Genomic DNA, 22,399 nt, shown 5'->3' with positions numbered 1-22,399 from the left:
GATATGGAGACGATTTTACAGTTTAAAAATTTGGATTATTATTATGAAAGTAATGGGAAAAATGTAGCGATACTAGATAATGTTAACTTTTCTTTTCAAAAAGGACATTTCTACACGATTTTAGGGCCATCTGGATCTGGTAAAACCACAACTCTGAGCTTAGGTTGTGGACTGGATGTCCCTAAAAATGGTTATGTACTGTATAATGGCAAAGATATTAGAAAAATTGGTTTGGATCGATACCGTAATCAAAATGTATCTGTAATTTTCCAATCTTATAACTTAATTACCTATATGACCGCTCTTCAAAATGTCTTAACAGCAATGGAAATTACAGGTGTTAAAGTGCAAAATAAAACAGCAAGAGCATTAGAATTATTAGAGAGGGTAGGACTCTCAGAAGCTGAAGCGAAACGAAACGTCCTGCAACTAAGTGGCGGGCAACAACAGCGTGTAGCAATCGCTCGAGCACTATCTTGTAATGTTGATTTACTAATTGCAGATGAGCCGACAGGAAATCTCGACGAGGAAACCGCAATGGATATAATAGAACTGTTTCAAGAACTTGCACATAAAGAGAATAAATGCATTATTGTTGTGACGCACTCACAGGAGGTTGCTAAAAAATCAGATCGTGCAGTGTATTTAAGTAAGAAGAAGTTAGTCATAAATGAAATCTAATATAAACATCGTAGCTGTTTAATTCACATATTTTTCAAAAACTAGACCTTTCAAAAGCTTATATTTGATTTATAATAAAATCAAGCCATAATCAAAATGGTCTCCCTGTACTGAATGTTAAAATAGTTTGTCGTTCCCGTTTTAATAATATTTGAAAAAGAACTTGTAGAATATCCTACAAGTTCTTTTTATTATAATTGGTTACCTATATCATGGGATAATTACACATAGGGAAACGGGACATTACCTAGATGTATGATCTAAATGCTGTCCCGTTTCCCTATGTATCTGTATAGTTATTGCAGAATTAAACCTACAATCATAATTAAACTAAATACTATCATCCAACCAAACGCGCAATAGCCAAAAATTCTAATCCATTTAGGTAATTGATTCATGTTAATTTTATTTGTGGGAACTCCTTGCATAGAAAACATCATTTTTTGATCTCTATCTCTATTATTTTGTTGTTCATACATAATATCATCACCTTTCCAGAACTATTGTGTTTATAGTATATCAGCCTAAAGAAAATTATGTACAGAATAAGAGGGGATAACATATATATTATGTGGTGAATTTTATAAATAAAGACATTTAATTGCCATGGTTCTAAGCGCTAATCCGTTATAAATTCTGAAAAAGAGCCCTACATAAATAGGAATCTTTTTCTTCAAATATTAAGTTGCTGGATATACATCAGAACCAAGGTAACGTTCTTTTATAATTTGAAGATGATGAAGCTCATGACCAGCAATGATGTATGCTAATGCACGAACTGTAACTTCAGAATTATTTGCATTTCCTCTTTGTGACCAAGCTTCTTTATCTAAGCTTCTAAGTAAACACAGGGTAGATTGGCGAACAACAATTAAATTCTCAAGAAGATTTTGCATAGATTGCTTATCAAAAGCAGCTCTAAGAACATACATATCATCACTATAGCCTGGAAGTTCTGCTGTCTCGCCTCGAGCGATAGATAGCAATCGATACGCCATAATCCGTTCTGTATCTGCTATATGACCCATTACTTCTTTTATACTCCATTTAGTAGGAGCATACCGGAAAAGTCCCTCACTATCAGAAATTTCCTTTAATAAGAGATTCGTTTCCTTCATTTGTTGTTCTAGAATATGTATGATATTTCCGTCTGATACCAAGTTGGTATACGTTGCATAATAGGAGCTATATTCACTTACTTGTGGTCTTATTTGCATACGAATCATCCTTTATGTTTAATCTTTACATATAGCTTATCATAAAAGAATTCCAAATTAATCTGAAAAATGGAGGCAAATATGCATTTTTCATCCTCCTTTTTAGTTTCATAGATGAAATGCATCTCAAATAAGAGAATCTAATTTGCGCTATGCGGAATTTCGTTTTTTTGCTGTTATAGTAGAAGATAAATATGTAAATTGAATACAGTTTGTCACTACTTATGATAATCGCCATTTAAGAAGCAGCATTTGTCCATTAAGTGAAAAACCTGTTAATAAGTTTATATTTACTACAAAAACAAACAAACTCGTCCTATTTAAAGGAGAGTTTGTTTGTTTTTGTGTTTAGATAATGGAATGCTCATGCGAAATTGTACACTATGTTCCATATTTTTTATTGAATACTTTATATCTAGCGTTTCAAGAATTTGTTTAACAATATATAACCCCAAACCACTTCCTCCAGTATTTCGATTTCTTGATTTTTCAATTCGATAAAATGGTTTGAAAATTTGTTGTAAATCTTCGTCTTTAATATTGACACCTGTATTTATAATTTGCATTTCGATTTGACCTTGTTTCGAATCCTCACTTAACTTTATATAGACTTTTTCATTATGTGGTGAATACATAACCGCATTGTGAATAATATTTTTACATGCTTTTTCTAAAAGAGCACAATCTGTATAAATAGAAAGGTCAGAATCAATTTCTTTTATTATTTCGATGCTTTTTTGAGAAGCAAAAAATTCGAGATCTTTTGTGATTGTACCTATTAACTTTGAAGGATTAACTTCCTCTACTTTTAGTTTGAAGGTGTGTTGTTCTAATTTCGATACGCTTAAAATTTCACGAACTAATTGTTCCATACTTTCAATAATTTGATGATTTTTCTTTAAATATTGATCGCGATTTTGATAAGGGCCAATATTGTAAATCATCCCTTCTAAGTAGCCTTTCATTACAGTAAGAGGGGACTTTAATTCATGTGCTACAATCGCAAAAAACTCTCTGCGTTTTGTTTCTATTTCTCTTTCTTTTTCAATATCATTTTTTAATTGTTCATTTGCTTTTTTTAAATCAAACATAGCTTGTTGTAAGTTAATAGACATGTCATTCAAACTATTAGACAATTCTCCTAACTCATCTGTAGAGCGAACCTCAATTTTTTCGGAGAAATCTAAATTTGCCATCTTTTGTGCACCTTCATTAATATAAATAAGTGGCTTTGTAATAAACCTGGAATAAAAATAAGCACTCCCTATACCAATTACGAGTACAATGATACTAATATAGGGGAGAAAGCGGACTAAAACCTGTGAAGCTTCATCAATCGGTTGAAATGTAGCAAAGACTATAAGCGTTAAACTACCATCTTGGAATTGAATTGGTTTCGTAACGTTATATGAATTGCTAAGGGTACTTGCATTCTCGAATCGTGTTGCTTTAGTAACTACTGTTTTTTGCGTACCACTTTGAATAAAAGAAAACGAAGGAGAGTAAATAATTACTCCTTCTTTATTTTGAAGATAAAGCATCGCATTATTTTTTTTTGCGTATTCATCAAAAAGTGGTATCGCATCTTGAAACGTAAGATTTTTAGACTTATCAATGATTTCGTTTATCCCTGTTTGAAGTTGATCTGTTTTATATTGCTCATAAAATGTAGGGAGAAAGAAGTATAAAGTTAAATAAATCAATACTGCAAAGGATAACAAAATGAGAGATGTAGTCATAAAGAGTTTATAAGTGATTTGCTTCATTTTCATGAGTTTCACAATACTATTCATCAATTTTATAACCAATACCCTTTATTGTTTTAATATAAGGGATAGCTAATTTTTTGCGTAGGTTTTTAATATGTGTATCAATTATTCGTGTTTCTCCAAAATAATCGTAACCCCAAACTTTCTCTACGATATTTTCTCTTGTAAGTACTTTTCTCTCATTTTGAAATAGTAGTTGTAGAATTTCAAACTCTTTTGTCGTTAATATAATTTCAACATCATTTACATAGACTCTATATGCATCCACATCGATACGAACTTCTTTAAATATCAAATGATTATTTACATTTTTATCATAACTTCTTCTAAGTACAGCTTCGACTCGTCTAATCAAAACATGAAATGAAAAGGGTTTTGTTATATAATCATCGATCCCAAGATCGAATCCTTTCATTTGATCTTCTTCTTCTTCCAACGCAGTTAGCATAATAATTGGTACGTTTGACTGACTTCGAATCATTTTAGAAACTTCAAATCCATTAAGATTGGGCATCATGACATCTAGAAGAATTAAATCAAAGGATTGCTTATTAAATTGTGTCATACCCTCTAGTCCATCTGAAGCGACTACCACTGTATAATGCTGTGTCATTAAAAATTGTTTAATTAATTCCTGAATTTCTTGATCGTCCTCTACCACGAGGATATGATAGTTTTTCATAATATCACCTCTGGTAGTCATTATAGCCGTACAATCTGGAGTTTATGTGGAGATACAGTAGTAAACTTCATAGAACGCTTACTACCAAAAAGTATTATTAGCTTTATTACTTTTTTATGGAGAAATAATTGCTTAAAAAAACTTATTGTATGAATTGGTGTACGATTAATATTTACGAAAAACTAATGTATAATAATGTGAATTGTATGTAGTTTCTTAAAATTTGTGAAAATACACTTTTGCTTCTTTACCAAAAGAGGAAAAGGAATTTCAATATAGAAGAAACTACCGTAATACTAGAGTGTGTGCCAAGAACTTTGGATTTCTTTCATCTAGTTTCTATTTAATCGTTAATCACTACATAATAATGTTCTTGCTAAACCAAAAGTTTAAAGGTACAAACTTGGAGAGATTTATATAATGCTAGAAAGGTTGTGAAATGATTTGATGGGTTATAAAGCGATGCTGTTTGATTTAGATGATACATTACTTGATAGGGATAAAGCAGTAGAGGCATTATTTTTAATTGTTTTAGAAAAGTGTTATGAAAATGTAGATGGTGCGGCTAAAAGCAACATGTTACAGAAATTCAAAGAATACGATAAAAGAGAATATGGCATAAGTAATAAAACGACAGTTTTAGAATCATTGTTTGATGAATTCACGCCAAGGTATAGATTGCCACGCAATTACATCCAAGATTTTTGGAATAATAATTTCCCTAGATGTTTTTCAATAGACAAAAATACTATTCATTTCTTAAATCAAATAAAGAAGCACTGTAAAGTTGGAATTATAACAAATGGCTTAACTCAGAGGCAAAAAGCTAAAATATTTAACACGAATTTAAATAGGTATTTTGAAACAATCATTATTTCTGAAGAAGTAGGATTTAGTAAACCTGATAAACGTATATTCGAACTAGCATTAAATAAGCTAAATTTACAACCGGAACATACTTTATTTGTTGGGGATGACTTAGAAAAGGATATTGCTGGTCCTCAAAATGTAAATATAAAAGGGGTGTGGTTTAACCCTCAGAAAATCAATAATACTACCAAAATACAACCATATGCCGAGATTAACACTTTGGATAATTTGTTAAGTTATGTTACTCCACAATATTTTTATAACAAGTAAAAGTAATTCCGCATATATATATTAAATAATATAAAAAAGAGAAACTATCATTAATTTCATTGACCGTATTAGTAATAAAAAATATATACTTACAATAAAAAATAGAGGCGATTTTAATAGCTGTGGCTAATTTAATCTATGATTAATACGAAGTCTTGTAAAACAATTTTACTCATACTGTGTAAATTATAAAGGGGGAGGACTATGGAAATAAAGAAAGTAGTAATCGATGGAATCAATATTGCGCTCATTAGAAACGATAAGGTATTAATATCGGATGTTCAGTCTGCATTAGATACTATGGCAACAGTTCAATATGAGGTAGATGCGAAACATATTATTATCCATAAATCTTTAATAAGTGAAGATTTCTTTGATCTAAAAACACGGCTTGCGGGCGATATCCTTCAAAAGTTTATAAACTACAAGGTAAAGATTGCTATTGTTGGAGATTTCTCTATGTATACTAGTAAAAGCTTAAAGGATTTTATTTATGAATGTAATAAAGGGAATGACATTTTTTACTTAGCAACTGAACAACAAGCAATTAAAAAACTAAGTACATTAAAGTAATAATTATATCCTGCTAAATTCCCCCATTTCACTTAGTTCATAATTATATACGATATAGAAGAACTGATGTTTGTGGTAAACTAAGAGATGAATAAAGGGGGAGTTTTTTTGAACAATTTTAATAATATAATCCAAGATTTAAATAATATAGTTTACAAACCTAACAACTTAATGATTACGAATCTAAAAGAAGAAAAGCAAAACGCAGAATATGCCGGATGTTTATTCCACTTAAATAACAAAACCATTCGTTTTAGAAAATCAAAAGTTACACCTAATAAAATTGGTCAATTCGTTTCTTTTTGGGCGAAAGATGAAAATATGCGAAATAGAGCTTTCTCTTATGAAGCTGCTCCTGATTTATTAGTAATCACTTGTATTGCTGATAATAAACTAGGGCAATTTATTTTTCCTAAAGAGATTCTTCTTAAAGAAAAAATATTGAGAACACAAAGTCAAACAGGGAAAATGGCAATGAGAATTTATCCTGTTTGGGATACCACTGTTAGTAATCAAGCTAAAAAGAGCCAAGCATGGCAACTTCAATATTTTGTTGATTTAAGTGATAGTAATAGTTTGCCTATAGATAAACTATTAAATTTATATTCGTAGCTTTTGGTTTGCCACAAAAAGAAGTGATTACAAAAAACATGTGTAATGACACCTCCTATGTGAATCGTAATTTTTGTACCGGTACAGTTTAATGAAATGTACGTTGTTACAGTGCCCCTTAAAATTTACAATCAGCATATATTATTTAAACTTATAAATTTTTAAGGGGTGCTAAATATGACAAGTTTACAAGATCAGCTTTTCACAAGATTAAATCTTAAAAAACGTAATGAAGTAACGTTTGAAGAATTACCTACCATACTCTTTTCGTTTGCGCATACTATACCATTTGAGAATTTAGATGTTATAGCACGAAATACGAATCAAATCTCTCTGGAAAACTTACGAGAGAAAATTTTAACTAGTTCCCGTGGTGGACTTTGCTACGAATTAAATACTCTTTTTTACTATTTCTTAAGAGACTGTGGCTATGATGTACAACTGGCATTAGGTACGGTTTATAAAAACGATATAAATGCATGGGCACTTGAGGATGGCCATATAACAATTATTTTAACTTATGATAATGTACAGTATTTAATTGATGTAGGTATAGCTTCGTTAGTACCTCTTGTTCCTGTACCTTTTACTGGTAAGTCTGTCTCTTCAAAAAATGGTTCGTACCGGGTGAGACGAAAAGATACGAGTAAAGGAAATTATGTTTTAGAAAGAATAGATACTGATGGAGAATGGAAAGTTTGTCATGCTTTTTATAAACATAATATTGATGAGATAGTAGTAAACGATGTTCAAAGAAGAGTGATAGAAGATGAGAAGTCTATTTTTAATAAAGGACCAATTGCAGTAAAGTTGACGAACTCCGGTCATATTTCATTAACGAATACAAGTTTAACTGAAATTATTCATGGGGAAAAAACTAAGCTTGAAATTACAGAAGATCAATATAGAGAGTTTTTATATACTTTATTTTCTATTAAGTTATGAATAAACAAATAGCCGGTTCTTATTCAGAAGCGGCTATTTTTATTATTTTTGATGTAAATGGTTTTCTTCTAATACGTTTCGGAAACTGCGGTATAGTTAATGTTTTTAATGTTTCCTCAGCTTCTTCATATGTATGAAAAATTGGTTCTTTTCCATCATCCCCTTGTAAAACTAGCCCTTCATCCCGGATTACATATGGCATAAAACCACCCCATCTATTAAAGAATTCTGTTCTTTTGCAGCAGAATAACACGATTTAAAGTTTGATTTTCTTAATACATATAATACACTAGAACAGTACGAAAAAGTATGTACAATGAATTTTGAATGTAAAGGAAGATTATTATGTCAGTTATTGATAAATTGAAACTTAATAAGTATACAAATATGGTCGTTATTAACGAACCAAGTGATTATGACATTTTTACAGGTAAAGAAAATGGATTCTCAAAAGAACACGATGCTATCTTTATATTTGTAGAAACGCTTGATGAAATGGTGAAACAAACGAATTTTATTATTAGTAATGAAGAATTACTAATTGAAAAAGGTTACCTATTCTTCGCATATCCGAAAAAAGGTAATGCTCGTTATAGTACGTTTATTCACCGTGATGAGATGTTTCCGGCATTAAACGTTGGAGAAGATGGTTATGTGGGAGAAAGCGATATTAAATTTGCACGAATGGTAAGTATGGATGAAGTCTTTACTGTTGTAGGTTTAAAACGTGAAAAGAAAAAAATAACGAAAACATCTGCTATGAGTCAATGTGTTGCCGATTATGCAGATCGAATTAAAGATGTTGAAGCATTACTAGCTAATCATCCGAATGAACTTAAGTTTTATCAAAGTTTAACGCCTGGATACCAAAAAGATTGGGCACGTAATCTTTTTTCTGTGAAACAAGAAAAAACTCGTGAAAAACGTCTAGAGAAAATGATAGAAATCCTTTCACAAGGCTATAAAACAATTGAATTATTCCGTAAGAAGAAAAAAAAATGATTAAGGAAGTCACAATGCTGCAACAATTAATTGTGATGAGTACATTGAAAAAAGCATTCCTTCCATTATACTAAGGAATGTTCTTATATTTATATAATTAGCAAAAGAGAAAAGGTGTTTGAAATGAAATCGTATATTGTAGTTGGATCTGGAATTTTAGGAGCGTCTACTGCTTATCATCTTGCTAAGACAGGTGCGAATGTTACTATCGTGGATCGCCAACAATTAGGGCAAGCAACTGATGCAGGAGCAGGAATTGTATGTCCATGGTTATCACAGCGTCGTAATAAAGCATGGTATAAAATTGTTAAAGGCGGTGCACGTTACTATTCTTCGTTAATTCAGCAATTAGAAGAAGACGGTGAAACTGACACAGGATATAATCGTGTAGGTGCAATTAGTTTACATACTGACGAGAAAAAGTTAGATCAAATGGAAGAGCGAGCTTATAAACGACGTGAAGATGCCCCGGAGATTGGTGAAATCACTCGCTTATCAGCTGAAGAAACAAAAAAATTATTCCCAGCATTATCAGACGAATATAGTTCTGTTCATATTAGTGGTGCTGCACGAGTAAATGGGAGATTATTACGCAATGCATTAATAAGTGCTGCGAAAAAACATGGTGCAACTTTCATAAAAGGCGATGCTATATTAGTCCGTGAAGGAAATCATATTACGGGAGTTACAGTAAACGATGAAACAATTTTAGCAGAAAAGGTTATTGTAACTGCAGGCGCATGGGCGAATGAAATCTTGAAACCATTAGGAATTAATTTCTTAGTTACATTCCAAAAAGGACAAATTGTTCATCTGCAAATCGAGAATACAGCAACAGAAAATATGCCAGTTGTTATGCCACCGAACGATCAATATATTTTAACGTTTGACAATGGGCATGTCGTAATTGGTGCAACACATGAGAATGATACTGGTTTTGATCATCGTGTAACAGCAGGTGGTTTACATGAAGTATTCCATAAGGCATTAACAGTTGCGCCTGGCTTAGAAAATGCTACAATGCTTGAAACGAGAGTTGGATTCAGACCATTTACACCAGGATTCTTACCTGTTATCGGACCGCTACCTAACTTTGAAGGAATTCTCGTTGCGAATGGATTAGGGGCTTCGGGTTTAACAGCTGGTCCATATCTAGGAGCGGAACTTGCTAAACTAGCGCTCGGAAAAACGATTGAATTAGATTTAAATGATTATGATGTTGCTGGCGCAATTGAATAATATAGGGTACTGCTAACATTTAGGAAAAACCATGCTAAACAAATTCGACAAGAAATAATCAGTTTTTCCCCTGTTAAGAGTAAGCCTGTTTATGAAAAATAAAATTATTTAAAAATAGAGGGCCGACATTATAAACCTGCATTAATAATGTAGAATTGTGATGGCGGCTCTTTATTCATATTGATTTAAAACTTATTTTCGAGAGGAGGTTAAGTAATGAGGGCGTCATATCAAGTATTGATATTTCCTTATATAAAAACTGCCGATTCTATTCAATATGCCATTTTTAACCGAAGTGATTATGGTTATTGGCAAGGAATAGCTGGTGGCGGAGAAGACGGTGAGATTCCTATTGAATCAGCAAAACGGGAAGCGTTTGAAGAGGCTGGTATTACAAGAGAATGTCCATATATACAATTAGATTCTGTGTCTTCACTACCAGTAGAGGATGTAGTTGGAGGATTCCTTTGGGGAGAAGAGGTTTATGTAATAAAAGAATTTTCTTTTGGAGTTAAAGTCCCTACAAAAAACATATCATTATCTAAAGAACACTTTAATTATAAATGGTTATGCTTTGAGGAAGCAGTAACGCTTTTGAAATGGGATAGCAACAAAACAGCATTGTGGGAATTAAACAAAAGACTATTAAAACAATAAAAGTTTTTGCTAACAAAAATAGTTGTGGAAGAAGAATTGAACCATTAACAAACCCTTGCTACACTTCTAAACAATGTTTTATAGATTTGGCATGGGTAATGAACGAACAGAACTTGTACTAAGAAAAGCCCTATACACTTGCCTCTGAAAAAATGAAAATAGTTAGAAATATTTTTATATCGTACGGTTTTTGGCTATGAATAACGGAATAAATATTAAGTATTCAACAGTTCAAATAAAACGAGTTAGCTTTTTATTTTAGGAAGAAAGATGACTCGTTTTATGCTAAAATTCGCTTAGTGTATATTTTCGTTAAAATGTGGGTGGGCCCCCTTTTAGCAAAACCGGAGTGGGAATGATGAGTATAAATAGTTTTGTGGGATTGATAAATAACGAATTATTAAAAGAGGTAAGTATCAGAAGTGAGGATGAATTCGAGCCTGTAGTAGTTAAAGATATTCCTAGACTTTGGAAGTGTTTAGGAACAGGTAATTATGCCGCAGTATTCATGCACAAAGAATACAAAGATTGGGTAGTGAAAGTTTACGTGCGAGAAGGAGAAGGAATTGAAAAAGAGTCAGAAGTATACCGAAGAATCGGAAATCATCCTTCTTATTCAAAGCTTATATATAAAGGAGAAAATTTCATAGTATTGAAACGTTTAAAAGAAATTACCTTATACGATGCTATTCATAAGGGGATTAAAATTCCTAAGCAGGTAATACTTGATATCAATAAGGCTTTAGAGTATGCGAGGGAACAGGGATTAACTCCTTGTGATGTTCACGGGAAAAATGTGATGATGGAAAAAGGAAGGGGATATGTAGTCGATGTATCTGATTTCTTAAAAACAAAAGAAGATAGTAAGTGGAGAGACCTAGAAAAGGCATATTTCACCTTTTATTTTCCTTTCATATATAAATTGCCTTTCCCTATTAAAGTACCGTATTTTATGTTAAACATTGTTAGACGTTCGTATAGAAAATATAAGAAGCTTAAAAAGAAATTCAAATTGTAAAAGGATCACATATGTTCCTGAAAACGAGTTAAATTCACATAAATAACTTTAGAAAAATTTCAAATTTTGTTTAGGGGCTACTCCAAGACCTTAGCTTGCTGGGCATGTGGTGTTACCTCAAAAAATAAAAAGATTAGGAGTGAATCCTAATCTTTTTATTTATACATATTTTTGTTAGTTATATCACTATCAATTCCAAAACGGGATATTTTGAATAAATGAAACCGTCAAAATAAGTGTTGATGCGGAACCAGCAGTTACTAAAGTTACTATTTTTCGTCCATTCTGTTCTTTTGAAGGTTTTATAAGTTCTGTAATTAACACAATCCATATTATGATAGATACTATTGAAATAATATTTATAGACATATGTAACACATCTCTTCGTGTTTTTACATAAATATTTCTTCTTTTATAAAATAAAAGCAATTTAACAAGAAAATATGTAACGCATTAAAAATCAATATTTTCCTGTTAAACCACTTTTTTTAAATAGAAATACGACTGATAAAACGATAACAACAGCCTTCAAACTGCCCCAATATGGATAAATAGCATGATCTGTTAGACTAGCATATTGAAAGATATTCTCTAAACCGAAAATTCCTATCATGACTGCTAAAATGAATGAAGCTGATCCATACATCCCTTTACGATAGAGGGTAAATAAATAGACTGCGAAAATTAGTGGTAAGATGATTTGTAGTACGATTATCATAGTTCGTCCCCCAGATTATTTATAATTATATTATATACAAAATTGTAATAAAAAGGAATACGACTTATTTGATACTAACAGAACTACTCTAATCATATTCTTCTATAAAAAGAAGAAAAAGGGGTGTACAGTTAATTGACAAAAGTTAAAGTTAGTTTACGACCCATTGTTCATAATATAAATTTACCAACCGTATTGAAAACAACAATACTTCCAGGTGAATCGACCGAAAGACTATTTATCGCAACTCAATTAGGGGAGATTTTTTACATAGGGGACGGAGTTATAAAGACATTTTTAGATATTCGTCACCTAATTATTAAATTAGGTACATTTGAAGAAGGTGTTTCTAGTAGCGGTTATGATGAACGAGGATTGCTTGGACTTGCGTTCCATCCACAATTTTATCAAAACGGTTTATTTTATCTTCATTATTCCGTCGCTGGAACTCAAGGGCCAGGTGCACTTTCTGAACAATTTAAACCGAATCCTTGTGACCCGAAAACTTTAAATTTAAAATGGCTAAATAGAGATACGCAATATGATCATATCGATACAATTGAAGAATGGATTTTACAATCAAACGGGCACCCTCAAAAACGTAGAACATTACTTAATATAAAACGCCCATTTTTTAATCATAATGGAGTAAATACTTTAAACTTTTCTCCAGAGACGGGGAAACTTGTTTTTACAAATGGAGATGGTGGCTCGGGTTATGATCCGTTCAATTTAAGCCAAGATGATTTAGAAATAGCAGGTAAAATTATTGAAATCGATGTAAGTAAAAATACATTCATAAATAATCCTCCATTCGTTACACGCTTTAATGAACTTCCTCTATCTATACAAGAAACACTTACAGTAATTGCGAAAGGTGTTCGTAATATAACCGGTATTTCATTTCAAAGGTTTTATAATCAATATATCAAATACGCCGGAAATGTCGGACAAGATATTGTAGAGTCTATTTTTTCATTTATTCAATATAAACCTATACCGGTTACAGAACTTGTTCAAATGCATTTTATGAGGTTAACTCCCAATCAAGATGGGGTTATCAATTTTGGGTGGCGAGGATGGGAAGGGGATTTACCTACTTCTTTTATACGACATTGTTCTGAGAATCAGACTTTGGATGAGAGAACAATGGTTTATTATGATGAAACAATACAAACTTCAGTCAAGCGTATTCTGCCTCTACTTAGTTATTTTCATAAAGATTCTAGAACAGATAAGTTTGGAGGAACTTCACTTACAGGAGTTCAGCCATATATGGGAAATGCAATTCCAAATTTAACAGGTAGCGTTGTTTTTACTGATCTTGCCAAGAAAGGAGAATCTCAGTCTCCAATTAAGGGTGTTTTAACCTATACTAGAGCAGGTACAGATGGTAAACATGCTGACTTTCATGCTATTGAAACCAATTATGATTTTGGTACGCAACCAGCTTATTATATGAGTTTAGGAACAAATTCAGATCAAACTAAATTATATTTAGGAGTTTACAGTTCTATGAAAGTAACTGATTTTAACAAAGGTACCATTTTTGAAATTATTCCCTGATACGATACACACTCGTAGTTTAATAATCCAAGGAATTTATTTTGTTTCAAAACGCACAATTTATCCCCCTAAAAGTCTTTTATTATATAGTAATTCATAACAAGTAGAAAGCAGCTCATAAACCACTAGTGTATGAATAATATAGAAAGTAATGAATGAGGCATCTTTAGGGGGAGATATTGATGAATTGGTTTGTACGTTATTGGTATCAACTGATGATAGAACATGATACGAGCTTTGTTCATAAAAGAAAATTGTCCCTTGCGAATGAGTTAGTACTTACAGCTTTGATGAGTGCATTGGCCACCATGTTTCAAGCAGCTGGGAACTTAGTTCCTGGTATAGGTTTGCTCATTAGTCCATTTTCGACATTACCGATTTTTTTTGCTATTTTCTATTCTATTCGTGAGGGAATACTTTCTTATATTCTTACTATTTTTCTATTATTTATTATTGAGCCCAGTGAACTAATTGTCTTTCCTTTTACTACAGGCTTATTAGGTCTAGCCTTAGGAGTATCTTTTTTAAAATTAAAGAGGAGAATTTGGATTGTTTCCTTTTCAGCAACTTGTCTACTTATTGGTATTATGATCGTTCTCGATGTTTTCCGTTTTCCGGTACTTGGTCCTGCTGTTCATACAACTATGGATATAAAAATTATTTTATCAATATTTATAATGAGCTTTCTATACTGTTGGATTTATGCAGGTTTTTGCAGAATAATGATGAATAGATTATATAAAGTGTTGTATTGACAATGGCATAATGAGGATTGGAGATTGAATTCATGACTAACGTTGCAGTTAGAAGACCGAATTTGAATGATATAGATGAACTATATTTATTTTTCCGTATAGTTATTACGAATACATACAAAAATGAAGGATTGTCACAATTATTAGATGACATAGAAAATGAAATTAACTCAAAAAAGCAGTATTTGAAAAGTGATTTTGATAGTAACGGAGAAAGTCGTTACTTTTTATTAGCAATTGATACAAGTAACGATAAAATCATTGGAACAATCGAAATCGGTCCAGCAAGTACATTGATTAATAGTTGTACAGGTGGTGTACTTAAAAATTTGTATGAAATAGGAACTGTATTCATACTTCCGGAGTATCAGAGAAAGGGAATAGGGAGTTTATTACTACATACAATGTTTCTTACATTACTTAGCAGAGGGATAACAGAATATTGTTTAGATAGTGGATATAAAAATGCGCAAAGTATATGGATAAAAAAGTTTGGAAAACCTAGCTATGTATTGAAAGATTACTGGGGAGAATCCAGTGATCATATGATTTGGAAGAAAAGTTTACATGATACACCTATAATATTTGAATTATAAAATGAAATATGCCTCTGAACATAGCTTTTCTTACTTATGTATGCTATTATTTATCTTTATAATAAAAGAGGACGTGAATGAACTTGATTAAAATTAATATTCCTGAAGCTGATGTTTCAATTACTGAACGTAAACAAGTTATTAAAGGAGACGAGCCAATCATTACTCCAATTAATGGATTTATCGATTTCCACTTGTTCCCTAGAGATAAAGGCGGCATTTTTATGTTTTACAATATTAATGACGAACTTCTTTTCGTAGGTAAAGCTCGTAAAATTAGACAACGTATTAAGAAGCATTTTGAAGATAATGTTTCACCAATTAAAAATCACCGTGATGAAGTATACCGCATTGATGCATGTATCGTAGAAGATCCAACAGAAAGAGAAATTTACGAAACATATATCATTAATGAATACAAAGCGAAATATAACGTTGATAAAGTATTCTACAAATAATCAACATTAATAAAAAGCAATCCTAGCTAATATGCCAGGATTGTTTTTTATTTAGATTTATTCTTCATATCTTTCTCCTTTTTTCAAATGATTAGCAGCAACAAAACAGATTACACCTATAAATATAAGTACAATACCAACCGTTTTATGTTTTCCCTCAAAGAAAGGAATATCTGAAATAACATTTGTCATACATAGTCCTAAAAATACAAGGATAGGGCCCACCCAAAGTAATACATTACCGAATTTTGTGTGCTTCCACATAATAACCCTCCTTAACCCTCTTTACATATATATCCATAAATGAAAAGTAAATTCATAGAGAAATATAGTTTTTTTCATATCGAAAATTTAACCCTCATATATTGGTACAAGCAAAAGAGAAAGGAGACCATCATGAATTGGTTAGAAGCTTTCATGCTAGGTATAATTCAAGGTTTAACAGAATTTTTACCAATCAGTAGTACCGGACATCTTTATTTAGGAAGGCATTTGTTCCGATTAGATGAGGCTGGCTTATTTTTAGATACGATGCTGCATATTGGGACTTTACTTGCGGTTTTTATTTATTACAAAAAAGAATTTATATATTTAATTAAAAACCCATTTTCAAAGCTCATGTTATTACTTATCGTTGGGACAATACCCGCAGTTGTAATTGGTTTATTGTTTAAAGATTTCTTTGAAGATATTTCAAAAACAGGAATCACGATCGGTTGGGAGTTTTTAGTGACCGGATTCTTTCTCTACACGGCAGATAAACAAAAGAATGGTCGTAAAAAAATGGATGACATAACATATAAAGACGCATTAATTATCGGTTCATTTCAAGCTGCTGCTATTTTTCCAGCCATTTCCCGTTCTGGAATGACAATTGTCGCTGCATTATGGAGAAAATTAGACCGTGAAACTGCTGCTTACTTTTCTTTTTTACTATCGACACCAGCCATTGTTGGAGCTATCATTTTGCAATTTATAGACGTTTTTCAAGGGAAAGCAGAATCTATTTCTAGTACATCTTTAATTGTCGGAACGTTATCAGCAGCGTTTTTTGGATACATAGCTGTTTCATGGATGATTCAATATTTAAAACGTCACTCCTTAAAAGTATTCGCGTATTACGTATGGGGATTAGGTATTTTAATTTTAATGTTGCAATTTACTGATGTATTTTAAGTATAATGATAAAGAAGTTAATTAGTTTAAGATCCTGTTTCATTCATACAAGGCAGGATCTCTTTTTATTAAGGGGGAAAATATGTTTAATAAGGCTATCGTTATTGGTGGAAGTATGGCAGGAAAGTTTGCAGCAAAAGCATTATCAACTTCTTTTAAAGAAGTAATCATTATAGAAGCTGGTGAAAGATGGGATGGAAAGTCTTCGAGAAAAAGAGTTCCACAAAGTAATCATCCTCACGTGTTATTAAAAGGTGGAGAAAACGCAATTGAAGAATTGTTTCCTAATATTACGAACGAATTAATAGAAGCGGGTAGTATTATAAACAACTTTACGCGTGATTTGAAATGGCATCAATTCGGTCTATGGAAACAGCCATTCATAGGGGAAGTACATATGATTCAACAAAGTCGTCCTTTGCTAGAATGGCATATTCAAAAACGAATACATCAAATTTCAAATATTACTATTAAATATGAAACATTGGTTAAAGGGTTATTGGTAGATGCAAAGCTTAACAAAGTGTGTGGAGTAAAAGTTAAATATCTAGAGACAAACACACAAGAAGAAGTTCATGCGGATCTTGTAGTTGATGCGAGTGGATTTGGCTCAAAAAGTATAGAGTGGCTACGAGAATACGAAATTGAAGTACAAGAAGAGAAAGTTCGTATTGATTTATTTTACGCAACGAAAATGTTCAAACTTAAAGAAAATGAGAAATTAGACTGTTGCAATGTGCTAATGTCTCCGAGTTTCCCTGATAACCCTTATGGCGTTCTTATTCAAACGATAGAAGATAATCGTTATTTTGTTACTTTCAGTGGATACGCAAACGAGAAAGCACCACAAACAGATGATGAGTTTTATGATTTTGCTGAAAACCTATCAATTTCTAATGTTACAGATTTCTTAAACAAGGCCGAGGGAATTACTGATATAAAGACATACAAAATTCCTTATCAAGTACGCCGGCGATTTGATTTAGTGAATAATGTACCAGAAGGATTATTAGTTGTTGGAGATGCGCAATGTCGTTTTGATCCCGTTTTCGGCCAAGGCGTATCAGTTGCTGCTATGGAGGCTCACCAATTGCAATTACTTTTGCAAGATAGAAAACAACTTGATAAAACATTTACACAACAATTTTATAAAAAGGCAGCTACTATAATAGAAACCCCTTGGGATATGACAACAACAGAAATATCACGTCACCCGCAACTAAAGAGAGAATTAACTACAAAACAAAAATTTCAGCTATGGTATACGAAACAAATATATCGACTATCTGCAAGTAATTCTGATGTTTATATTCGGTTAGTACGAGTGATGAACTTAATTCGTAATCCATTTCATCTTTTTCATCCGAAAGTGTTACTATCTATATTACTTAATCGAAAGAAATAGCAGGAATATAATTGATTAAAAAAGAATGTATAACAGTTAGTAAATCAAGAAGGAGAATACGGGATGGAAATATACATAGAGCAACTAAAGGAACAAGATGCTAAGGATTTATTTATGTTTGAACTTACGAATAAATCTTTTTTTGAAACAATGGTACCAAATCGTGGCTCAAAATATTTTGAATTTGAATATTTCCAAAAACTACTAGACGATTTATTAATAGAACAAGCGGATGGAGATTCTTATTTTTATTTAATTCGTAATGAAGAAAAAGAAATTGTAGGGCGAATTAATTTAGTAGATATAGATACGGAAACTCGAATTAGTTCCCTCGGGTATCGGGTCGGAGAAAAATTTACTAAAAAAGGAGTTGCAACAGCAGCCGTAAAATTAATTTTAGATGTAGCGAAAAATAATGAAATTACTGAAGTTCATGCTAAAACAACGACTAATAATCTCGCATCACAAATTGTACTAGAAAAAAGCGGATTTTCTTCTTATCAAAATGAATCAGATATAACATCTGTAGAATTACATGGAGAACATGTGAAGTTTGTACACTATATTTGGAGAAATACTTCGCGCTTATAATAAGGAGGACTTATTCATGAATGATTTACGTTATCCAATTGGCCAATTTACATACAAACGTCCTATAACTGAAGAAATGATTGATACATGGATTCAAGAAATTGAAGATTTACCTAATGAACTAACAAAGGCAATTAAAGATTTAGATCAGAAGCAGTTAGATACACCATATCGCGTTGGAGGGTGGACTGTCCGTCAAGTTGTTCATCACGTTGTTGATAGCCATATGAATAGCTACATACGCTTCAAATTAGCACTTACAGAAAAGAATCCAACTATTAAACCGTATAAAGAAGAGAAGTGGGCAGAGTTACCCGATTCAAAATTACCGGTAGATGTTTCACTAGTAATGCTAGATTCATTACATAAAAGATGGGTTAACCTTTTATATTCTCTAGAAATTGAAGATTTAGAAAAGACATTTAACCATCCTGAAACTGGTGAAACAGAACTTGCTGTTGCAATAGGACTATATGCATGGCATGGTCGTCACCATACCGCTCATATTACCTCGTTAAGAAAGCGACTTAATTGGTAACATGGAGATTACATTAGAGAAGGCGACAGAAAGTGATGCAACAGATTTATTTCAAATGCAAATAGACTCATTTAGCCCTTTATTACATAAATATAAAGACTACGAAACAAACCCAGCAAATGAAACTATCGAAAAAACTATTTGTAGAATAAATCATGTAGACGGTGGCTTCTATAAAATAATAGTGGCAATGAATCTTGTTGGAGCGATATGCATTTCACAAAAAGAAACACCCTGTAAATTTTGGATCAGTCCAATGTTTATTCACCCGAGTTATCAAGGAAAAGGAATTGCCCAAAAGGTACTTACATTAATTGAGGAAATGTTTCCTGAAGCAACGAGCTGGGAACTTGCTACTATTTTAGAAGAAGAGAAAAATTGTTTTTTGTATGAAAAGATGGAGTATAAAAGAACAGAAGTTATAAAGAAATTAAATGATGAAACTACACTTATTTATTACAAAAAAGAAAGGTAAAGCATATAAAATACGCTTTACCTTTTTATGTCATTTCTGATTAAATATACAAAAATAATGTATGTTCTTCCAGAATAATCGGGTTATTAATTTTAAAAATGAATAAAAATACAAAAACCACTACTTTGTCGTAAAGGTTACTAGCGCTTTTTGAATGCTTAAAATACTATCGTCACCTTTAAATTCTTTCGTAATTGGATCCTCCATACTAGACACCCAAATTTTAAGTTCTGCATCTAAATCAAAATGCCCAGCCGTTTCGATGCTATATTGTGTAATACTTTTATAAGGAATAGAATGGTATTCTGTTTTTTTGCCAGTTACTCCTTGTTTATCTACTAAAATAAGACGACGATTTGTAAATACGATTAGATCACGAATTAATTTATAAGCATGCTCTACTTTTTCATCGTCTAGCATAATCTTCTCTAAATCACGTTCTACACTTTCAGAACTTGTATTTGATGCATTTCCTAAAATACCGCTAAATAAACCCATATTAAATTCCTCCTTTAATATTAATATATGTGGAATGAATTACTTATATTGTAACATGTTACTCACAAAGATATTATGACATTACTTTAGTAGTTTCTGGTTATTGTTGTAATTAGTTTATATAACCTCATCTTAAAATCTTATGCTAATATGAAATTAAGAAAAAAGAAGCAGAGGGATATAGCATGAAGAATATTGGTTTAGTATTAGAGGGCGGAGGAATGAAAGGTTTATATACTGCAGGTGTACTCGAATATTTCATGGAAAAGAACTTATTCTTTCCATATGTAGTCGGCGTATCAGCTGGAGCCTGTATGGGAGCAACCTATTTGTCACGTCAAAAAGGTAGAAATAAGAAAGTAAATACAGAGCTAGTATCAGATTACAGGTATATATCTTATCGAAACTTAATTCGAAAACGTGAATTATTCGGAATGGATTTTTTATTTGATGAAGTACCTAATAAAATTGTACCATTTGATTTTCAAACTTTCTTAAACTGTAATGAACAGTTTGTTATAGGGACAACTGATTGCGAATCAGGACAAGCCATTTATTATAATAAAGCAGAACACGGAAATGATATTTTAAAAATCATTCGCGCCTCAAGCTCTGTACCGTTTATAGCACCTGCTGTAGAATATAATAATCGAAAATTATTAGATGGAGGGATTATAGACCCTATACCAGTTTTGAAAGCCCAAAAGGATGGTTATGAAAAGAACGTTGTCATTATGACAAAGCCAGAAGGATATGAGAAGCAGCGAAATAAATTTTCAGGCCTGGCTAAAATTTTATATAGAAAATATCCGAAAATCGCAGAGAATTTAGTAGACCATTATCGTTTTTATAATGAGACGATATCTTATATGAATCGAGAAGAACAAAAAGATAATTTTTATGTAATTCAACCAAGTGTACAGCTTCCTATAAGCGGAATAGAAAGAAATAAGGAAAAGCTCGTTAATCTATATAATCTTGGGTATATAGATGCTCAATATCATTATGAAAACTTATTAAATTGGATAGGGAAATAAAGGGGTGGAAAGTTGAAGTTAGGAAAACGAATTATTTTTAAGGAATTGCAGAAAATGCATAGTCCACTTCATAAACCGTTTCCTTATCGTGCTACAGCAAAATTGCAGCGAGATTTAAAAAGTAAATTTACCGAAGATGACTGTATAAACGCTGATTTTAATCATTATTGGATGCATACAGCAGCTACTTTAAATTCTGTACTAAATGGAAACGAACAGAACATTACGTTTCAACAAATAAAGTGGTTAAGAAAATCGTTTTTCGAGTGGTTTCCGCAATATCGTTTTCTAGAAACAGAAATTGTGAATTATCCGATTTTGTATAGAGATTTCATAAGTTATGAGAAGACCAGAAAGCTATTACTTTATTACCTTACTGAATAAAAGCGAAAACGTACAGGTTACATTACTTGTACGTTTTTTTGTTCATAAAACATTCAATATTAACAACTAGTTTATATAGGAATTCTAATGAGAAGAAAGAAGTACATATAATAGAATGATACAGGGGAGGAGAGAGGAATAGCTGTTTTACTTTAAGTTATTGTCCAACTCGAATACAGTTAGTTATTTATGTTAAAATATTTCGAGTGAAATCAAGCTTTTAAGGATTTCATTAAACATTAAACAAAACAAGTTAGCAACATAGAAGGGATAACATTAACATGAAAAACGTATCAAATATAGATAAAGTAGAATCAATAAAATCTTTACAGTCAACAATTAGTAAACTTGAAAATGCCTTATCACAGATGACTCAAAAAGGATCAAATACTACTTTAGTGAAAAAAAGACTCAAAGCAGCTAGTATCGGCTTAGCTATGTTAGAAAGTGTTTGGAAGCAAGAAACTCATCATTATACTCAGGAAGATTTAGCAGAAGCTCGTAATGTTCTAATTGGTTTGCTTCCATCAATTGAAAAGATTTACGTTAAGTCAAAGCTTGGGAGTCCTCAAAGAACGCTTTTAGAAAGAAGAATAAAATCATTAGAACTTTCTATTCAGGCAATTGATTATTTTTCTAATAAATAACTTCGCTAAACAAATAACTT

The 22,399-nt window shown here is 31.8% G+C and carries 30 protein-coding genes; 21 read left to right on the top strand and 9 right to left on the bottom strand.

Annotated features, from left to right (window positions below; all coding sequences use genetic code 11):
* Positions 1 to 3 precede the first annotated feature (3 nt).
* Positions 4 to 681, top strand: a complete 678-nt coding sequence (locus ACTFRU_RS01805; RefSeq protein WP_000447851.1) for an ABC transporter ATP-binding protein — start codon at positions 4 to 6, stop codon at positions 679 to 681.
* Positions 682 to 977: 296 nt separating this feature from the next.
* Here the strand turns inward: ACTFRU_RS01805 and ACTFRU_RS01800 are convergent, their stop codons facing one another.
* From ACTFRU_RS01800 to ACTFRU_RS01785, 4 genes are all read right to left on the bottom strand, one after another.
* A complete protein-coding gene (locus ACTFRU_RS01800; RefSeq protein ID WP_000273238.1) occupies positions 978 to 1,160 on the bottom strand; it encodes a hypothetical protein in 183 nt (60 codons plus the stop codon).
* A 201-nt stretch (positions 1,161 to 1,361) separates the two neighbouring features.
* Positions 1,362 to 1,898, bottom strand: coding sequence for a DinB family protein (locus ACTFRU_RS01795; RefSeq protein ID WP_440037424.1), 537 nt, complete (start codon positions 1,896 to 1,898; stop codon positions 1,362 to 1,364).
* A 320-nt stretch (positions 1,899 to 2,218) separates the two neighbouring features.
* Positions 2,219 to 3,691, bottom strand: a complete 1,473-nt coding sequence (locus ACTFRU_RS01790; RefSeq protein WP_001084895.1) for a sensor histidine kinase — start codon at positions 3,689 to 3,691, stop codon at positions 2,219 to 2,221.
* Positions 3,684 to 4,349, bottom strand: a complete 666-nt coding sequence (locus tag ACTFRU_RS01785) for a response regulator transcription factor (protein WP_000800727.1) — start codon at positions 4,347 to 4,349, stop codon at positions 3,684 to 3,686. Before ACTFRU_RS01785 ends, ACTFRU_RS01790 begins: the two co-directional genes overlap by 8 nt.
* Before the next feature lie 447 nt (positions 4,350 to 4,796).
* Here ACTFRU_RS01785 and ACTFRU_RS01780 point away from each other — a divergent pair, with 447 nt between their 5' ends.
* The 4 genes from ACTFRU_RS01780 to ACTFRU_RS01765 all read left to right on the top strand — a co-directional run bounded on the left by ACTFRU_RS01780 (position 4,797) and on the right by ACTFRU_RS01765 (position 7,619).
* Positions 4,797 to 5,489 (top strand): HAD-IA family hydrolase, encoded by a 693-nt coding sequence (locus ACTFRU_RS01780; protein ID WP_440037545.1) that lies wholly within the window; start codon positions 4,797 to 4,799, stop codon positions 5,487 to 5,489.
* A gap of 204 nt (positions 5,490 to 5,693) precedes the next feature.
* Complete coding sequence (locus tag ACTFRU_RS01775; RefSeq protein ID WP_006929740.1) at positions 5,694 to 6,062, top strand: DUF4180 domain-containing protein; 369 nt, start codon at positions 5,694 to 5,696, stop codon at positions 6,060 to 6,062.
* An 87-nt stretch (positions 6,063 to 6,149) separates the two neighbouring features.
* Entirely contained in the window at positions 6,150 to 6,674 is a 525-nt protein-coding gene (locus ACTFRU_RS01770) for a MepB family protein (RefSeq protein WP_080353311.1), read from the top strand.
* 177 nt (positions 6,675 to 6,851) lie between these two features.
* A complete protein-coding gene (locus tag ACTFRU_RS01765; RefSeq protein WP_000202756.1) occupies positions 6,852 to 7,619 on the top strand; it encodes an arylamine N-acetyltransferase family protein in 768 nt (255 codons plus the stop codon).
* A gap of 19 nt (positions 7,620 to 7,638) precedes the next feature.
* On the opposite strand, the gene ACTFRU_RS01760 is transcribed toward ACTFRU_RS01765, so the two are convergent.
* Positions 7,639 to 7,821: a hypothetical protein gene (locus ACTFRU_RS01760; RefSeq protein WP_001147159.1), complete on the bottom strand. Its 183-nt coding sequence runs from the start codon at positions 7,819 to 7,821 to the stop codon at positions 7,639 to 7,641.
* 143 nt (positions 7,822 to 7,964) lie between these two features.
* On the opposite strand from ACTFRU_RS01760, the gene ACTFRU_RS01755 reads away from it, so the two are divergent.
* From ACTFRU_RS01755 to ACTFRU_RS01740, 4 genes are all read left to right on the top strand, one after another.
* Complete coding sequence (locus ACTFRU_RS01755; RefSeq protein ID WP_088363064.1) at positions 7,965 to 8,621, top strand: YdeI/OmpD-associated family protein; 657 nt, start codon at positions 7,965 to 7,967, stop codon at positions 8,619 to 8,621.
* 123 nt (positions 8,622 to 8,744) lie between these two features.
* Complete coding sequence (locus tag ACTFRU_RS01750; RefSeq protein ID WP_000844396.1) at positions 8,745 to 9,860, top strand: NAD(P)/FAD-dependent oxidoreductase; 1,116 nt, start codon at positions 8,745 to 8,747, stop codon at positions 9,858 to 9,860.
* Positions 9,861 to 10,076: 216 nt separating this feature from the next.
* The gene (locus tag ACTFRU_RS01745) at positions 10,077 to 10,517 is read left to right on the top strand and encodes an NUDIX hydrolase (protein ID WP_016122617.1); all 441 of its coding nucleotides are present in this window, start codon (positions 10,077 to 10,079) and stop codon (positions 10,515 to 10,517) included.
* A gap of 355 nt (positions 10,518 to 10,872) precedes the next feature.
* Positions 10,873 to 11,535 carry a serine/threonine protein kinase gene (locus ACTFRU_RS01740; protein WP_006929730.1) on the top strand — a complete coding sequence of 221 codons (663 nt, stop codon included), beginning with the start codon at positions 10,873 to 10,875 and terminating at the stop codon, positions 11,533 to 11,535.
* A 189-nt stretch (positions 11,536 to 11,724) separates the two neighbouring features.
* Here ACTFRU_RS01740 and ACTFRU_RS01735 read toward each other — a convergent pair whose 3' ends face one another.
* Positions 11,725 to 11,904, bottom strand: coding sequence for a hypothetical protein (locus ACTFRU_RS01735; RefSeq protein WP_000026325.1), 180 nt, complete (start codon positions 11,902 to 11,904; stop codon positions 11,725 to 11,727).
* 91 nt (positions 11,905 to 11,995) lie between these two features.
* A complete protein-coding gene (locus tag ACTFRU_RS01730; RefSeq protein ID WP_440037423.1) occupies positions 11,996 to 12,253 on the bottom strand; it encodes a hypothetical protein in 258 nt (85 codons plus the stop codon).
* 135 nt (positions 12,254 to 12,388) lie between these two features.
* On the opposite strand from ACTFRU_RS01730, the gene ACTFRU_RS01725 reads away from it, so the two are divergent.
* The 4 genes from ACTFRU_RS01725 to ACTFRU_RS01710 all read left to right on the top strand — a co-directional run bounded on the left by ACTFRU_RS01725 (position 12,389) and on the right by ACTFRU_RS01710 (position 15,628).
* The gene (locus tag ACTFRU_RS01725; protein ID WP_440037422.1) at positions 12,389 to 13,819 is read left to right on the top strand and encodes a PQQ-dependent sugar dehydrogenase; all 1,431 of its coding nucleotides are present in this window, start codon (positions 12,389 to 12,391) and stop codon (positions 13,817 to 13,819) included.
* A gap of 182 nt (positions 13,820 to 14,001) precedes the next feature.
* Positions 14,002 to 14,574, top strand: a complete 573-nt coding sequence (locus ACTFRU_RS01720) for a hypothetical protein (protein ID WP_098376234.1) — start codon at positions 14,002 to 14,004, stop codon at positions 14,572 to 14,574.
* 32 nt (positions 14,575 to 14,606) lie between these two features.
* A complete protein-coding gene (locus ACTFRU_RS01715) occupies positions 14,607 to 15,170 on the top strand; it encodes a GNAT family N-acetyltransferase (protein WP_000185957.1) in 564 nt (187 codons plus the stop codon).
* Positions 15,171 to 15,247: 77 nt separating this feature from the next.
* The gene (locus ACTFRU_RS01710) at positions 15,248 to 15,628 is read left to right on the top strand and encodes a nucleotide excision repair endonuclease (RefSeq protein WP_001048941.1); all 381 of its coding nucleotides are present in this window, start codon (positions 15,248 to 15,250) and stop codon (positions 15,626 to 15,628) included.
* Positions 15,629 to 15,685: 57 nt separating this feature from the next.
* On the opposite strand, the gene ACTFRU_RS01705 is transcribed toward ACTFRU_RS01710, so the two are convergent.
* A complete protein-coding gene (locus ACTFRU_RS01705) occupies positions 15,686 to 15,892 on the bottom strand; it encodes a hypothetical protein (RefSeq protein ID WP_000265477.1) in 207 nt (68 codons plus the stop codon).
* Positions 15,893 to 16,024: 132 nt separating this feature from the next.
* Between ACTFRU_RS01705 and ACTFRU_RS01700 the strand changes: the two genes are divergently transcribed.
* The 5 genes from ACTFRU_RS01700 to ACTFRU_RS01680 all read left to right on the top strand — a co-directional run bounded on the left by ACTFRU_RS01700 (position 16,025) and on the right by ACTFRU_RS01680 (position 19,813).
* Positions 16,025 to 16,804: an undecaprenyl-diphosphate phosphatase gene (locus ACTFRU_RS01700; RefSeq protein WP_440037421.1), complete on the top strand. Its 780-nt coding sequence runs from the start codon at positions 16,025 to 16,027 to the stop codon at positions 16,802 to 16,804.
* An 82-nt stretch (positions 16,805 to 16,886) separates the two neighbouring features.
* Positions 16,887 to 18,209 carry an FAD-dependent oxidoreductase gene (locus tag ACTFRU_RS01695; protein ID WP_088363069.1) on the top strand — a complete coding sequence of 441 codons (1,323 nt, stop codon included), beginning with the start codon at positions 16,887 to 16,889 and terminating at the stop codon, positions 18,207 to 18,209.
* 63 nt (positions 18,210 to 18,272) lie between these two features.
* Positions 18,273 to 18,800, top strand: coding sequence for a GNAT family N-acetyltransferase (locus tag ACTFRU_RS01690; RefSeq protein ID WP_016122611.1), 528 nt, complete (start codon positions 18,273 to 18,275; stop codon positions 18,798 to 18,800).
* A 16-nt stretch (positions 18,801 to 18,816) separates the two neighbouring features.
* Positions 18,817 to 19,338, top strand: coding sequence for a YfiT family bacillithiol transferase (locus ACTFRU_RS01685; protein ID WP_006929720.1), 522 nt, complete (start codon positions 18,817 to 18,819; stop codon positions 19,336 to 19,338).
* A gap of 1 nt (position 19,339) precedes the next feature.
* The gene (locus tag ACTFRU_RS01680) at positions 19,340 to 19,813 is read left to right on the top strand and encodes a GNAT family N-acetyltransferase (RefSeq protein ID WP_290102509.1); all 474 of its coding nucleotides are present in this window, start codon (positions 19,340 to 19,342) and stop codon (positions 19,811 to 19,813) included.
* Positions 19,814 to 19,933: 120 nt separating this feature from the next.
* Here the strand turns inward: ACTFRU_RS01680 and ACTFRU_RS01675 are convergent, their stop codons facing one another.
* Positions 19,934 to 20,311 (bottom strand): PH domain-containing protein, encoded by a 378-nt coding sequence (locus tag ACTFRU_RS01675; RefSeq protein WP_000522472.1) that lies wholly within the window; start codon positions 20,309 to 20,311, stop codon positions 19,934 to 19,936.
* A gap of 185 nt (positions 20,312 to 20,496) precedes the next feature.
* Between ACTFRU_RS01675 and ACTFRU_RS01670 the strand changes: the two genes are divergently transcribed.
* The 3 genes from ACTFRU_RS01670 (at position 20,497) to ACTFRU_RS01660 (ending at position 22,379) form a co-directional block, all read left to right on the top strand.
* A complete protein-coding gene (locus ACTFRU_RS01670) occupies positions 20,497 to 21,348 on the top strand; it encodes a patatin-like phospholipase family protein (RefSeq protein ID WP_290102508.1) in 852 nt (283 codons plus the stop codon).
* A 12-nt stretch (positions 21,349 to 21,360) separates the two neighbouring features.
* Complete coding sequence (locus ACTFRU_RS01665) at positions 21,361 to 21,732, top strand: YxiJ-like family protein (protein ID WP_000765936.1); 372 nt, start codon at positions 21,361 to 21,363, stop codon at positions 21,730 to 21,732.
* Between the two features lie 281 nt (positions 21,733 to 22,013).
* Entirely contained in the window at positions 22,014 to 22,379 is a 366-nt protein-coding gene (locus ACTFRU_RS01660) for a hypothetical protein (RefSeq protein WP_000800305.1), read from the top strand.
* The last annotated feature ends 20 nt before the right edge of the window (positions 22,380 to 22,399 follow it).

It is taken from the genome of Bacillus cereus group sp. MYBK220-1 (assembly GCF_051916445.1).
Classification (GTDB): domain Bacteria; phylum Bacillota; class Bacilli; order Bacillales; family Bacillaceae_G; genus Bacillus_A; species Bacillus_A cereus.
This window is presented reverse-complemented; position numbering and strand designations above follow the sequence as displayed.

Coding starts and splice junctions, on each gene's coding strand:
- ACTFRU_RS01755 (WP_088363064.1), top strand. CDS start 7,965: ATGTCAGTTATTGATAAATTGAAACTTAATAAGTATACAAATATGGTC.
- ACTFRU_RS01720 (WP_098376234.1), top strand. CDS start 14,002: ATGAATTGGTTTGTACGTTATTGGTATCAACTGATGATAGAACATGAT.
- ACTFRU_RS01690 (WP_016122611.1), top strand. CDS start 18,273: ATGGAAATATACATAGAGCAACTAAAGGAACAAGATGCTAAGGATTTA.
- ACTFRU_RS01715 (WP_000185957.1), top strand. CDS start 14,607: ATGACTAACGTTGCAGTTAGAAGACCGAATTTGAATGATATAGATGAA.
- ACTFRU_RS01680 (WP_290102509.1), top strand. CDS start 19,340: ATGGAGATTACATTAGAGAAGGCGACAGAAAGTGATGCAACAGATTTA.
- ACTFRU_RS01790 (WP_001084895.1), bottom strand. CDS start 3,691: ATGAATAGTATTGTGAAACTCATGAAAATGAAGCAAATCACTTATAAA.
- ACTFRU_RS01775 (WP_006929740.1), top strand. CDS start 5,694: ATGGAAATAAAGAAAGTAGTAATCGATGGAATCAATATTGCGCTCATT.
- ACTFRU_RS01730 (WP_440037423.1), bottom strand. CDS start 12,253: ATGATAATCGTACTACAAATCATCTTACCACTAATTTTCGCAGTCTAT.
- ACTFRU_RS01770 (WP_080353311.1), top strand. CDS start 6,150: ATGAATAAAGGGGGAGTTTTTTTGAACAATTTTAATAATATAATCCAA.
- ACTFRU_RS01745 (WP_016122617.1), top strand. CDS start 10,077: ATGAGGGCGTCATATCAAGTATTGATATTTCCTTATATAAAAACTGCC.
- ACTFRU_RS01735 (WP_000026325.1), bottom strand. CDS start 11,904: ATGTCTATAAATATTATTTCAATAGTATCTATCATAATATGGATTGTG.
- ACTFRU_RS01765 (WP_000202756.1), top strand. CDS start 6,852: ATGACAAGTTTACAAGATCAGCTTTTCACAAGATTAAATCTTAAAAAA.
- ACTFRU_RS01670 (WP_290102508.1), top strand. CDS start 20,497: ATGAAGAATATTGGTTTAGTATTAGAGGGCGGAGGAATGAAAGGTTTA.
- ACTFRU_RS01675 (WP_000522472.1), bottom strand. CDS start 20,311: ATGGGTTTATTTAGCGGTATTTTAGGAAATGCATCAAATACAAGTTCT.
- ACTFRU_RS01700 (WP_440037421.1), top strand. CDS start 16,025: ATGAATTGGTTAGAAGCTTTCATGCTAGGTATAATTCAAGGTTTAACA.
- ACTFRU_RS01685 (WP_006929720.1), top strand. CDS start 18,817: ATGAATGATTTACGTTATCCAATTGGCCAATTTACATACAAACGTCCT.
- ACTFRU_RS01780 (WP_440037545.1), top strand. CDS start 4,797: ATGGGTTATAAAGCGATGCTGTTTGATTTAGATGATACATTACTTGAT.
- ACTFRU_RS01660 (WP_000800305.1), top strand. CDS start 22,014: ATGAAAAACGTATCAAATATAGATAAAGTAGAATCAATAAAATCTTTA.
- ACTFRU_RS01800 (WP_000273238.1), bottom strand. CDS start 1,160: ATGTATGAACAACAAAATAATAGAGATAGAGATCAAAAAATGATGTTT.
- ACTFRU_RS01740 (WP_006929730.1), top strand. CDS start 10,873: ATGATGAGTATAAATAGTTTTGTGGGATTGATAAATAACGAATTATTA.
- ACTFRU_RS01705 (WP_000265477.1), bottom strand. CDS start 15,892: ATGTGGAAGCACACAAAATTCGGTAATGTATTACTTTGGGTGGGCCCT.
- ACTFRU_RS01750 (WP_000844396.1), top strand. CDS start 8,745: ATGAAATCGTATATTGTAGTTGGATCTGGAATTTTAGGAGCGTCTACT.
- ACTFRU_RS01795 (WP_440037424.1), bottom strand. CDS start 1,898: ATGCAAATAAGACCACAAGTAAGTGAATATAGCTCCTATTATGCAACG.
- ACTFRU_RS01785 (WP_000800727.1), bottom strand. CDS start 4,349: ATGAAAAACTATCATATCCTCGTGGTAGAGGACGATCAAGAAATTCAG.
- ACTFRU_RS01760 (WP_001147159.1), bottom strand. CDS start 7,821: ATGCCATATGTAATCCGGGATGAAGGGCTAGTTTTACAAGGGGATGAT.
- ACTFRU_RS01805 (WP_000447851.1), top strand. CDS start 4: ATGGAGACGATTTTACAGTTTAAAAATTTGGATTATTATTATGAAAGT.
- ACTFRU_RS01710 (WP_001048941.1), top strand. CDS start 15,248: ATGAACTTGATTAAAATTAATATTCCTGAAGCTGATGTTTCAATTACT.
- ACTFRU_RS01695 (WP_088363069.1), top strand. CDS start 16,887: ATGTTTAATAAGGCTATCGTTATTGGTGGAAGTATGGCAGGAAAGTTT.